Annotated in this window: 9 protein-coding genes; 5 read left to right on the forward strand and 4 right to left on the reverse strand. The window is 62.2% G+C overall.

Annotated elements, in window-relative coordinates; translation table 11 throughout:
• Positions 1–63 precede the first annotated feature (63 nt).
• Positions 64–1,002, reverse strand: coding sequence for an iron-siderophore ABC transporter substrate-binding protein (locus CPI83_RS24040; protein WP_097387821.1), 939 nt, complete (start codon positions 1,000–1,002; stop codon positions 64–66).
• Positions 1,003–1,124: 122 nt separating this feature from the next.
• Here CPI83_RS24040 and CPI83_RS24045 point away from each other — a divergent pair, with 122 nt between their 5' ends.
• From CPI83_RS24045 to CPI83_RS24055, 3 genes are all read left to right on the forward strand, one after another.
• The gene (locus tag CPI83_RS24045) at positions 1,125–2,111 is read left to right on the forward strand and encodes a sucrase ferredoxin (RefSeq protein WP_232816797.1); all 987 of its coding nucleotides are present in this window, start codon (positions 1,125–1,127) and stop codon (positions 2,109–2,111) included.
• 125 nt (positions 2,112–2,236) lie between these two features.
• On the forward strand, positions 2,237–3,514 hold the full coding sequence (locus CPI83_RS24050) for an acyl-CoA dehydrogenase family protein (protein WP_097387823.1): 1,278 nt from the start codon (positions 2,237–2,239) through the stop codon (positions 3,512–3,514).
• Entirely contained in the window at positions 3,511–4,734 is a 1,224-nt protein-coding gene (locus CPI83_RS24055) for an acyl-CoA dehydrogenase family protein (RefSeq protein WP_019747070.1), read from the forward strand. The genes CPI83_RS24050 and CPI83_RS24055 overlap by 4 nt, the downstream gene beginning before the upstream one ends.
• A gap of 131 nt (positions 4,735–4,865) precedes the next feature.
• Here the strand turns inward: CPI83_RS24055 and CPI83_RS24060 are convergent, their stop codons facing one another.
• Positions 4,866–6,278, reverse strand: a complete 1,413-nt coding sequence (locus tag CPI83_RS24060) for a C4-dicarboxylate transporter DctA (RefSeq protein WP_003945501.1) — start codon at positions 6,276–6,278, stop codon at positions 4,866–4,868.
• 119 nt (positions 6,279–6,397) lie between these two features.
• Between CPI83_RS24060 and CPI83_RS24065 the strand changes: the two genes are divergently transcribed.
• Positions 6,398–7,984: a sensor histidine kinase gene (locus CPI83_RS24065; RefSeq protein ID WP_019747069.1), complete on the forward strand. Its 1,587-nt coding sequence runs from the start codon at positions 6,398–6,400 to the stop codon at positions 7,982–7,984.
• Positions 7,981–8,670 carry a response regulator gene (locus CPI83_RS24070; protein WP_020906370.1) on the forward strand — a complete coding sequence of 230 codons (690 nt, stop codon included), beginning with the start codon at positions 7,981–7,983 and terminating at the stop codon, positions 8,668–8,670. The genes CPI83_RS24065 and CPI83_RS24070 overlap by 4 nt, the downstream gene beginning before the upstream one ends.
• A gap of 12 nt (positions 8,671–8,682) precedes the next feature.
• On the opposite strand, the gene CPI83_RS24075 is transcribed toward CPI83_RS24070, so the two are convergent.
• Both CPI83_RS24075 and CPI83_RS24080 read right to left on the reverse strand, forming a co-directional pair.
• Positions 8,683–10,797 (reverse strand): S9 family peptidase, encoded by a 2,115-nt coding sequence (locus CPI83_RS24075; protein WP_019747068.1) that lies wholly within the window; start codon positions 10,795–10,797, stop codon positions 8,683–8,685.
• Positions 10,794–11,687 carry a phosphoribosylaminoimidazolesuccinocarboxamide synthase gene (locus CPI83_RS24080; protein WP_019747067.1) on the reverse strand — a complete coding sequence of 298 codons (894 nt, stop codon included), beginning with the start codon at positions 11,685–11,687 and terminating at the stop codon, positions 10,794–10,796. Before CPI83_RS24080 ends, CPI83_RS24075 begins: the two co-directional genes overlap by 4 nt.
• Positions 11,688–11,810 lie beyond the last annotated feature (123 nt).

Raw genomic sequence — 11,810 nt, forward strand, 5'->3', positions numbered from 1 at the left:
TCTTGCCGACTGCCAGTTCTCGCCCACTACTTGTTCTCACCTACTGCTTGTTCTCACCTACTGCTACTTCGATGCTCCGAGAATGCGATCGAGGTCGTCCAGAACGGTGAGGCCGCCGAGCGGTCCGACGCCCGTGATCCAGTAGGACATGTCGACCAGATGTGGGTTCGGGAAGAATCCGGCGTTGTCCGCCACGGCCTTCGGCATCGTGCTGGCATCTGCCGGCTTCGCGGAGGTGACCAGGATGAGGTCGGCGTTGGCTCCGGAGACGAATTCCGGGGAGAGGTCGACGGAGATCGAGTTCTCCCAGTCGCGTGCGGGAATCGTGAGTCCCGCGCATTCGAGAGTGCTTCCGGCAAACGACGTGGGTCCGTACAGCGTCAGAACGTCGTCGCGTGGGCGGATGAGCTGAGCGGTCTTGCCCTCGGTGCTGTGCTTGCTCTCCACTTCCTCGCAGCGTGCCGTGTAATCACCGAGCAGTTCGCCTGCCTGATCGGTCTTGTTCAACGCCTCTGCGACGAACTGGACGTTGTCCTGCCACGGATCGGCCTGGGTCGCCATGTAGACGGTCGGCGCGATGGCAGCGAGTTGCTCGTACAGATCACCGTGCCGCGATTCCGTTCCGATGATCAGGTCCGGGCTCAGTGCGACGATCTTCTCGAGGTTCGGCGCCGCGACGGTGCCGACCATCTCGATCTCTGCGGCCTTCTCACCGAGGTACGCCGGAACCCCGGTCGTCTCGCTGAGGACCGCGGTGCCCACGGGAATCACGCCCAGCGCTACCGACGTGTCGAGCTGAACCGGCTCGAGCACGACAACTCTCTGCGGATCCATCGGTACGTCCGTGGTTCCGCGGGCATGGGTGACCGCGTGCACGGTGTCGGCGGACTGACTGTCGGTATCCGTCTTGTCGTCACTGCCACACGCCGTTGTCGTTGCCACGATGGCGGCGAGGACAAAACCACCCAGCACGTACTTCGCCCGCGAGTTACTGCGTTTCATTCCCAACACTCCTGTTACCGACTGCTTTCGACCGTCACAGCCACGCGTATTCACCACGGCTGAGCAAAGGATTCACCATCCAATAGTCTGGTGAGCCTAACCTACGAGACTGGAGCCTCATCATGTCTTCCCTTCCCTGCCACACCTGCAGCGACGGTGTCCTGGGGAAGGCATCTATGCAGTGCTTTCCGGAATTTGTCGCCAATCCGCAAACCAGTCGACGCCCTCACGCCTGTACACGGCAGTCGTCGACCGCCGGCGAACCGATGGTCGGTCGCGCCGGAATGACACATCTGTGGGTGTTGATCGAGCACCCCGGCCCCTGGCCGGCGTCCGCTCCTGACGACGTTCTCCCAGTCGCACTCACCGAAAAAATCTACGCAGCGCAGGGTCGTATTCGCCTCGTGGTGATCCGGCGGCCCCGCAACCGCCGAGTCCTCACCCCGATGTGCGTACTCGCCTGGACGGACGGCACACGTCAGTGGATGCGGGAAGGGTCGGTCGACCGATACGAGGACCTGTCGGTACTGCCGTTCGAATCGATGGCCACCGGAGTGGAACCCGACTTCGGCCGCTCCCGCACGGAACCGCTCTTCGCAGTCTGCACACATGGAAAGAAGGATGCGTGCTGCGCGGAACTCGGTCGCCCGGTCGTGTCGGCGCTGAACGCGGCACAGATCGTAGATGTGTGGGAATGCAGTCACATCGGCGGAGATCGTTTCGCGGCCAACATGATTGCGTGGCCCGCCGCAGTCTATTTCAGCCGACTGGACGGCAACTCCGCGATCGATGCAGCCGAAAAATACCAAGCCGGAGAATTGGAGCTGCTGCACCTGCGCGGCCGAGCGGCACTGTCACAGGCCGCTCAGGCCGCCGAACACGCAGTCCGACGCGTTACCGGCATCGTCGCGACGGACGCACTCGAGAGTGTCGCCGAGAGCGTCGACGGAGAACATACGACTGTCGATCTTCGATTGGAGGCGAGAGACTTTCGCGTGGTCGTTCGACCCGGCTCTCCAGGACAGCCGTTCCGACACGATTGCGGTTCCGGAGGAACTGTCGAATGGAACGGATGGATCGTAGAACACCTTCACGAGCAATCGCACTGACCATTCGATTCCGGCCCAACTGCCCGGCAGGCCATCGAACCGAGATTTGCGCGGACTGACAACACTTCGAATCAGGTCGCGATGAAGGATCGACGCCCCTGGTGATTACAGCTTGCATTCTTCCCATGACCACCGCACTGACGCCGAATGCCGTTTCCCGGTCTGCAGATCCGATCAAGAGTGAGGTCGACTACGAAACACTGGCAGCAAAATTCCGTCCGATCTTCGCGGACATCGCACAAGCCGTCGTCGAACGCGAACGCGATCACGTGCTTCCCTTCCAACAGATCGACGCACTCAAGAAAGCAGGCTTCGGCGCCGTTCGGGTGCCGACAACACACGGTGGATCCGGCGCGAGCATCCCACGATTGATCCGGTTACTAGTCGAGTTGTCGAGCGCCGATTCCAACATCACCCAGGCACTGCGCGGTCATTTCGCGTTTGTCGAAGACCGACTGGTCGCCGACCCCGGGCCTGAGCGTGACACCTGGCTCCGACGCTTCGCGGAGGGACAGTTGGTCGGCAACGCGTGGACCGAAATCGGCGACGTTGCATTGGGCGAAGCCAACACCAAGGTCTCGCCCGCACCCGATGCCGACCATTTCCTGGCGAACGGGGCAAAGTTCTACAGCACGGGTTCCATTTTCGCCGACTGGATCGACCTGTACTCGCAGCGCACCGACACCGGCGCATTCGTGATCGCCGCAGTCGAAGCGAGACAACCGGGTGTCACACACAGTGACGACTGGAACGGGTTCGGCCAGCAGACGACTGGCTCCGGCTCGTCCGTCTACGAGAACGCAATAGTCCAGCCGGAGAACATCTTCGATTTCTCGACGCGATTCAAATACCAGACCGCGTTCTACCAACTGTTCCATCTCGCCACTCTCGCCGGCATCGCCAAGGCTGCGACAACCGAGATCTCTCGTCGAGTCGCCTCTCGTACTCGAACCTTCAGTCACGGCAACGCTCCGAGATACGCGCAGGATTCGCAGATCCAGCAAGTTGTCGGCGAGGTGTCCTCGGCTGCCTTTGCAGCCGAGGCCGTGGCGCTGCACGCAGCACAGTCGTCCCAATGGGCATACGAAGCCGCATTCTCCGGCTCGCCGGAGGAAGAGAAAGCCGCCAACATCGCAGCCGAAATCGATTCGGGGCGAGGGCAAGTCGCCTCGATCGGACTCGTCGTTCCAGCCACGGCCAAGATCTTCGACGCACTCGGCGCTTCCGGAGTGAGCCGCGACCTCGATCTCGATCGGTTCTGGCGCAACGCGCGCACCGTGGCCAGTCATAATCCGGTCGTCTTCAAATCCAAAGTTGTCGGCGACTACGAAATCAACGGAACCGAACCGATTTACGTGTGGGCCATCGGGACTGCACCGACCGAAAAGGATGTACAGGCATGACCGTGACCAGTGAAACCGAAGTCTTCGTCGGCGTTCCCGACACATCCGAAGGCTGGATCGACCGCGCTCGCGAGGTGAGCAACGTCCTTGCCGTCGACGCGCTCGCCCGCGACCGAGCCGGCGAACCACCGTTCCGAGAAGTCCAGCTGCTCAAGGACAGTGGTCTGGTGACACTGCTGGGTCCGATCGAGTTCGGCGGCGGTGGGCAGCGATGGGAGACCGCCTACAAGGTGGTTCGGGAGATCGCGCGCGCCGACGGCTCGATCGGGCAACTGCTCGGGTATCACTACCTGTGGGCATGGGCAGCCAGATTGGTCGGAACCGATCCGCAGATCTCCGCTGTCGAGGAGCTGTACACGAGCAACCGATTCTTCTTCGGCGGCGCGGTGAACCCTCGAGACACCGACCTCACCGTCGTGGATCGCGGAGACACCCTGGTATTCAACGGTGTGAAGTCGTTTTCCACCGGCGGACGAGTCACCGACCTCACGGTGCTCGAAGGAATCATCGACGGAACTGCGACGCATGTGTTCGCTATCGTGCCGACTGCTCAGGACGGCATAGTCTTCCGCGGCGATTGGGACAACCTCGGGCAGCGCCTCACCGATTCGGGCAGTGTCGAGATCAACGACGTCGAGGTCGACTGGGCAAGTGCGGCAGGCTTTGTCGACAAGGAATTCCAACCTCTGGTCTACAACACCCTGAACTTCCCCGCGATCGAGATCGTGTTCGCGAACTTCTACCTCGGGATCGCCCGTGGCGCACTGGACACTGCGGCCGAGTACACCCGAACCCGTACGCGTCCATGGCCGTACGGCGGTGACAACCGCGAAATCGCAACCGACGAGTGGTACCTCCGTGAGGGCTACGGCGACTTGCAATCGAAGCTGTGGGCGGCGGAGGCCTTCGTGGATCAGGTCAGCCGTGAGGCCGACGCCGTGCTCCACGACGCTCGCGAAAACCTCACCGAGCAGGCTCGCGGCGACCTCGCCGTACGCATTGCGGCCGCAAAACTTCGCGCCGCCGACGTCTCCTTGGAGATCAGCAACAAGATCTTCGAACTGACCGGTGCCAGAGCCACGTCCAACGATGTCGGCCTGGATATCTACTGGCGCAACATCCGGACGCATACCCTTCACGATCCGCTCGCGTACAAGCGCCGTGAAGTCGGTAGTCGTTTTCTGACCGGCGAGATTCCCGAACCCACCTGGTACACATAGCACCCACGAACAGAAAGAGACCGTCGCACGGTTGGTGCGGCGGTCTCTTTCATCGTTACGACCAGGATCACTGATCGTAGATCGGGTTCCGCGCCTGCTGTGCGGTCAAACGTTCAGCAGAGCGGAAGTATCTAGTGATGGCTCACAAATGACTGCTTGGTGCCGGTCGGAGCCGTTTCGAGTTTGTGCTGCTCTTCTTCGTCCTCGTCGTCGAGCATCGTGGCTTCGTTGAACGGAATCTTCCCGTCGAGCACCTCGATGACGCGTTCCTTGTCGATCGTCTTGGTCCACGCGCCGACCAGGAGAGTCGCGACCGCATTGCCCGAGAAGTTGGTGATCGCTCGCGCTTCCGACATGAAGCGGTCGATTCCGACGATGAGTCCGACGCCGTCGAGAAGCTCGGGGCGATGGCTCTGCAGTCCGCCTGCCAGCGTGGCCAGACCGGCGCCGCTGACTCCCGCAGCGCCCTTGGAGGCGATGATCATGAACACCAGCAGCGAGAGCTGTTCACCGAAGGCGAGCGGCTGTCCCATGGCGTCGGCGATGAAGATCGAGGCCATCGTCAGGTAGATCGCGGTGCCGTCGAGGTTGAACGAGTAGCCGGTGGGAACGACGATGCCCACCGTGGTGCGCTCGACGCCGACGTGCTCCATCTTGGCGATCAGACGCGGCAGTGCCGATTCGGAGGATGACGTGGCGAAGATGAGCAGGTACTCACGGGCCAAGTACTTGACCAGCTTGAAGATGTTGAATCCGGTGACGGCGCGCAGCAGCGTTCCGAGAACACCGAAGACGAAGATCAGGCAGGTCAGGTAGAAGCCGATCATCAGGGTTCCGAGCTGGACGACGGCGTTCAAACCGGTCTGGCCGACGACGCTGGCGATGGCGCCGAAAGCACCGATCGGGGCGAGCCAGAGAATCATCGTCAGGATCTTGAACACGAGCTTCTGGATGTATCCGACGGCCTTGAGAATCGGCTCACCCGACTTGCCGAGCGACTGGATCGCGAAGCCGACCAGAAGGGCGACGAACAGAGTCTGCAGCACGCTGCCGGCGGTGAGGGAGGACAGCATCGACGTCGGAATGATGGACGCGATGAAGTCCCAGGTACCGCCCGCGCTGTGGGCCTGATCTGCAAGCTTGGCCACGGAGGCCGCGTTGGGCGTGATGTTCAGGCCGCTGCCCGGGTTGAGCAGGTTGCCGACGCCCAGGCCGATCGCGAGTGCGATGGTGGACATCCCGATGAAGTAGGCGAGTGCGAGGCCGCCGACCTTGCCGACCTTGGCAGCAGCTCGAACCGAGCCGATGCCGAGCACGATGGTGCAGAAGATGACCGGGCTGATCATCATCTTGATCAGGCTGACGAACAACGTGCCGAGTACACCGACGGACTTACCGAACTCGGGTGCGAGCCAACCGACGAGGATGCCGCCGATAACCGCGACGATGACGCTCATGTAGAGCCAATGCGTCTTGTCGCGCTTTGCCTTGGTGCCCTCGGGCTGTGGGGAACCGTCTACTGTCCCTGTTGCCGTGCTGCTCATGGGGTGTCCTTTGGATCGGATATCTGTGAAGTGATCGGGATCACTTCGAGTCGTGGAGAATTCTTGTTGCAAACAGGTGGGCCCGGAAGTTTGTGTTCATTACGTTCAGGAGGCGCTCGATGGTCGAACGAAAGACCGGCCGACGTATGAGCGTCGCCAGGCAGATCCTGCTCCTGCAATTGGCGTTGTTGGCGCTGGTCATCGGCGTGGGGGCCGCGCTCGCAGTTGTCGACGAACGCCGAGACAGCGACGACGCGATCCGCAGGCAGGTGAGCTCGATAGCGCAGACTCTTGCCCTGTCGGATTCGACGGCGGCCGCCCTGACGAGCCCGGACCCGACCGCGATTCTGCAACCACAGACCGAGAAAATACGACAGGCAACCGGCGTCGATTTCATCGTGGTGATGGCGCCGGATCGCACTCGATTCACCCACACGAGCCCGGAGCTGATCGGTCAACTGTTCAACGGAAACATTGACCGCGCACTCGCCGGCGTGACCTTCACGGAGACGTACGCCGGGTCGCTGGGGCCGTCGATCCGCGCAGTCACTCCTGTCTACGATTCCGGCGGAACCCTGGTCGGTCTGGTTTCTGCCGGTGTCACCCGCGAGCAGATCAGCAAGCAGTTCGCCCAAAGCGTTCCGGTCATCCTGTTCGTTGCCGGCGGCGGTCTTCTTGCCGCCCTCCTGAGTTCACTTCTGGTGAGCCGACGCATCAGGCGACAGACCCTGGGAATGGCTCCGGACGAACTGCGCACCATGTACGAGCACCACGACGCCGTACTGCACAGCATCGGTGAGGGTTTGGTGGTGATCGGGCAAGGCCGAAGCAAAGACGCGAGAGTGGACATCGTCAACGACGAAGCACGTCGCCTCCTCGATCTACCGGACGGGCCCGTGCCACTTTCATCCATCCCTGAGACCATGCGGGTCGACGACGCCTCTCCCGCGAAGGATCAAGTGCACCTCACCGACAAGCGTGTGCTGGTGGTCAACCAACACCCGGTTGAGTGGGAGGGCAACAGAATTGGCACCGTGCTGACAATTCGCGATCACACCGAACTTCAGAACGTACTCGGGGAATTGGATTCGGTACGTAGTTTTGCCGAGTCGCTTCGATCGCAAGCCCACGAGAGTGCAAATCGTCTGCACACGATCATCACGATGGTCGAGTTGGGGCGAAACGAGGACGCAGTGGCCTTCGCCACCAACGAATTGCGGGTGTCCCAACAGCTGATCGATCGTCTGATGAATGCGGTCCACGAGCCGGCGCTGGCCGCACTACTGCTCGGGAAAATGAGCGAAGCGACCGAACGCGGGGTCGACCTGACCATCACGGAAGACACCGCGCTCGGTCCGGTTCCTTCGCTCAATGCACGCGAGTTGGTCACGCTGGTCGGCAATCTCGTGGACAATGCTATTGACGCATCGCGCGCGAGCGAGTCTCCGTGGGTGGAAGTGACGGTAATGGAAGAGGATTCGATGATGGTTGTTGCCGTCGCCGACAGCGGCCCGGGAATGACACCCGAAGCACTCGAAAAGGCCAAGGGCCGTGGCTACTCCACAAAATCCGGCTCTCGCGGACTCGGTCTCGCGCTGGTCTCTCAAGTCGTGAAACGGCACGGCGGCACGCTCACCAGCGAGCCGGCGATGGGCTCCATGCTGGTTGTCCGTATCCCGCTGCGCGAGGCGGAAGCACCGCGATGATCCGTGTACTGATAGTCGACGACGAACCGTTGATCGCCCAGGCGCACCGTTCGTACGTCGAGCGTGTGCCGGAATTCGTGGTCCACAGCGTGGTTCATTCCGGGAACGCCGCCGTGCGTGCAGTTACGGCGGCCAACGCCACCGACCAGCCCATCGACCTGGTCCTGCTCGACATCGGGTTGCCCGACGCCAGCGGTCTCGACGTGGCCTCCGCCCTGGGCGGGTTGCGGCCCAGTCCGGACATCATCGCGGTTACCTCGGCGCGCGATCTGGAGGTGGTCCGAAGCGCCGTGGCTCGCGGGATCGTCCTCTATCTTCTCAAGCCGTTCACTTTCGCAGCATTCCGCGACAAGCTCGAGCGCTACCTCGAATATCGTGCAGCACTTCCCGCTGGCGAGTCTGCGGTCAGTCAACACGACATCGACCGCGCGATGTCCGCACTACGAACGTCCGACGATCGCGCAGCGGCACCGAAAGGCTTTGCGTCTCAAACACTCGGACTCGTCGCAGCGTCTGTCCGGGATTCTGAAGGACCGGTGACCGCTGCAGAGGTGGCAGCATCGGTCGGCGTGTCCCGGGTGACGGCCTGGCGCTACCTGGAAAAGCTGGCAGACGACGGCATGCTCACCCGGGAGACCGAGTACGGGCGCGCTGGGCGCCCTCAGGTTCGTTACCGCAGAACCTGATTGACACAGAATCTAGTTTGCGCCAACCGTGTCGAGAACCCAGGCGAACTCGAATGCGACCTCTTTCCACTTCTCGTACCGACCGCTGACACCGCCGTGTCCGGCGCTCATCTCGGTCTTGAGAAGTAGCGGAGCATCACCGGTCTTCGTGGCGCGCAGTTTCGCGACCCACTTGGCCGGCTCCACGTACAGAACACGGGTGTCGTTGATGCTCGTGATCGCAAGAATGGCGGGATAGTCCTTGGCTTCCACGTTCTCGTACGGGCTGTACGAGCGCATGTAGTCGTAGACGTCCTTGTTGTGCAGCGGATCTCCCCATTCGTCCCACTCGATGACCGTCAACGGCAGCGACGGATCGAGAATCGACGTCAGCGGGTCGACAAACGGAACATTGGCGAGAATGCCGGCAAACAGTTCCGGGGCGAGGTTGGCGACAGCCCCCATCAGCAATCCACCCGCACTACCGCCGTCGGCAACCATCCGATCAGCGGCTGTGACACCGGTGTCGATCAAATGCTTTGCGCATGAGACAAAATCGGTGAAAGTGTTCTTCTTCGTGAGCGTCTTGCCGTTTTCGTACCAGTGACGACCCATCTCGCCGCCGCCGCGCACGTGTGCGACCACGAAGACGACGCCGCGATCGAGCAACGACAAGCGGGCAACCGAGAACGACGGGTCGATGCTCGCCTCGTAGGAACCGTAGCCGTACAACAGCAGCGGCGCGGGACCTTCCGGCGCACCTACGCGCCTCACGATCGAGAGCGGAATGCGGGTTCCGTCGTCGGCCACTGCCCAGTCGCGACGCTGCTCGTAATTACTCGCATCGAAGTCACCGAGAACAGGCTGCGACTTGCGCAGTGCCAGTTCACCACTGGCGACGTAGTAGTCGTACACCTGCCCGGGAGTGATGAACGACGTGAAGCCGAGTCGGATGGTGGGCTGCGCCCATTCCGGGTTGGACCCCATACCGATGCTGAAGAGTTCTTCGTCGAAGTCGATTTCGTGACGCTCGCCGTAGCCGTCATCCGTCAACGGCCACACGGCAACCCGAGTGAGCGCCTCGCGGCGGTAGCTCAGGACGAGGTGTCCGGCAAAGGCTTCGGCTTCTTCCAGACGAACGTCTGCGCTGTGCTCGATCAGCGTCGTCATGTTTGTCGGATCCGACACGGGAGCTTCCACCAACACGAAGTTCTCGGCCTTGACTCCGTCCACGACGTCGTTGTGGAGGATCAGGAAGCGGTCCTCTCCCCCGATCACCGCGTGTTCAGCGCCGTACTCGACGCCCTCGCGACGCGGGATGATGACGCGGAAGTCGCCTTCCGGGTTCGCCGATTCCAGCATCCAGCCTTCGCTGGTCACCTTGGAACCGACCCAGATCATCAGGTACTTCTCACTGCGGGTAGACCCCACCGAAACCCAGTACCGCTCGTCGGGCTCGTGGAACACCGAAACATCTTGACTCTGCGGCGTTCCCAGCTTGTGACGCCACACGGTGTCCGGACGCCAGGAATCGTCGACCGTCATGTAGAAGACGTGACTGTGGTCGATCGCCCAGGTGGCGCCAGGCGCGGTATCGGGAATCTCGTCGGCGAGCATCTCACCGGTCTCGAGGTTCTTGAACCGCAAGGTGTACCGCTCGTCGCCGACGATGTCCACCGAGTACGCGAGCAACGTGCCGTCCTCGCTGATGGAGAACGCGCCGAGCGAAAAGAACTCGTGCCCTTCGGCTTCGACGTTGCCGTCCATGAGGATCTGCTCGCCGGCCAGCTCGACGCCGGGCGTCAGGTTGGGCGGAGTCCAGTCGTCTTCACCGGCGATGGGGCACCGGCACTGGACGGTGTACGACTTGCCTTCCACGCTGCGCGAGTAGTACCACCACTTACCCATGCGAGTGGGCACCGACATGTCGGTTTCCTGCGTCCGCGACTTGATCTCCTGGAAGATCTTCTCGCGCAACGGCTCGAGCGCGGCCGTCTGCTCGTCGGTGTACGCGTTTTCGGCTTCGAGGTATGCGACTACCTCGGCGTTGTCCTTGTCCCGCAGCCACTCGTAGTCATCGACGAACGTGTGTCCGTGATGGGTACGTTCGGCGGGGACCTTCTTTGCGACCGGCGGGATCAGGCTCATGCGCTGGGACCGACCCAATCGTCGAAGGACAGACCGGAAATGCGCTCGTACGCCTCGATGTAGCGTGCCCGAGTCGCGTCGACGATCTCCTGCGGCAACGGCGGCGGTGTCGTGTCCGAGCTACGGTCCCAGCCGGATTCGGGGCTCGTGAGCCAGTCGCGCACGAACTGCTTGTCGAAACTGGGCTGCACCTTGCCCGCTTCGTAGCCTTCGAGAGGCCAGTAGCGCGACGAGTCGGGGGTGAGCACCTCGTCGGCGAGCACGAGGTTTCCACCGGAGTCGAGACCGAATTCGAGCTTGGTGTCGGCAAGGATGATTCCGCGATCGGCCGCGAAGTTGGAGGCGCGGGCATAAACGTCGAGAGTGTCCTCGCGAAGCTGCACTGCCAGCTTCTGGCCGACCTTCTCCACTACCTGATCGAAGCTGATGTTCTCGTCGTGATCCCCGAGAGCGGCCTTGGACGCCGGGGTGAAGATGGGGTCGGGCAGCCGCGACGCCTCGACGAGGCCCTCGGGCAACGCGACGCCGCACACTGCGCCGGTGTTGTTGTAGTCGACCAGGCCGGAGCCGGTGAGGAAGCCACGAACGACGCATTCGACGGGAACCATGTCGAGGGAGCGCACCACGAGAGCGCGGCCGAGAACCTCTTCCGGGATGCGATCGTCGTCGGGCTCGCCGGCCAGGTGGTTGGTGCCACCGAGGACGTTGAAGAAGAACACGCTCATCGCGGTGAGCACGCGACCCTTGTCCGGGATCGGCGTGCTGAGCACGTGGTCGTAGGCCGAGATCCGATCACTCGCGACAAGCAGCAGATGCTCGTCGTCGATCGTGTAAAGGTCACGGACCTTGCCACCGGCCAGATGAGTGTAGGAATCAAGTGTAGGACGCACCCGGTCACCCTATCGGGCGTTCGCAGTTCGTACAGAACCCCGGTAGCCGGGACAGGTGAGCGTCCTCGCCGTTCGGAGAGCTGTCCGCCCTGCTCATCCGGGTATGCAGGTGGCCCCTCGCCA

Origin of the sequence: Rhodococcus sp. H-CA8f, from assembly GCF_002501585.1 — a bacterium.
In the GTDB taxonomy this organism is placed as follows: Bacteria; Actinomycetota; Actinomycetes; order Mycobacteriales; family Mycobacteriaceae; genus Rhodococcus_F; species Rhodococcus_F erythropolis.

Coding starts and splice junctions, on each gene's coding strand:
- CPI83_RS24040 (WP_097387821.1), bottom strand. CDS start 1,002: ATGAAACGCAGTAACTCGCGGGCGAAGTACGTGCTGGGTGGTTTTGTC.
- CPI83_RS24045 (WP_232816797.1), top strand. CDS start 1,125: ATGTCTTCCCTTCCCTGCCACACCTGCAGCGACGGTGTCCTGGGGAAG.
- CPI83_RS24050 (WP_097387823.1), top strand. CDS start 2,237: ATGACCACCGCACTGACGCCGAATGCCGTTTCCCGGTCTGCAGATCCG.
- CPI83_RS24055 (WP_019747070.1), top strand. CDS start 3,511: ATGACCGTGACCAGTGAAACCGAAGTCTTCGTCGGCGTTCCCGACACA.
- CPI83_RS24060 (WP_003945501.1), bottom strand. CDS start 6,278: ATGAGCAGCACGGCAACAGGGACAGTAGACGGTTCCCCACAGCCCGAG.
- CPI83_RS24065 (WP_019747069.1), top strand. CDS start 6,398: ATGGTCGAACGAAAGACCGGCCGACGTATGAGCGTCGCCAGGCAGATC.
- CPI83_RS24070 (WP_020906370.1), top strand. CDS start 7,981: ATGATCCGTGTACTGATAGTCGACGACGAACCGTTGATCGCCCAGGCG.
- CPI83_RS24075 (WP_019747068.1), bottom strand. CDS start 10,797: ATGAGCCTGATCCCGCCGGTCGCAAAGAAGGTCCCCGCCGAACGTACC.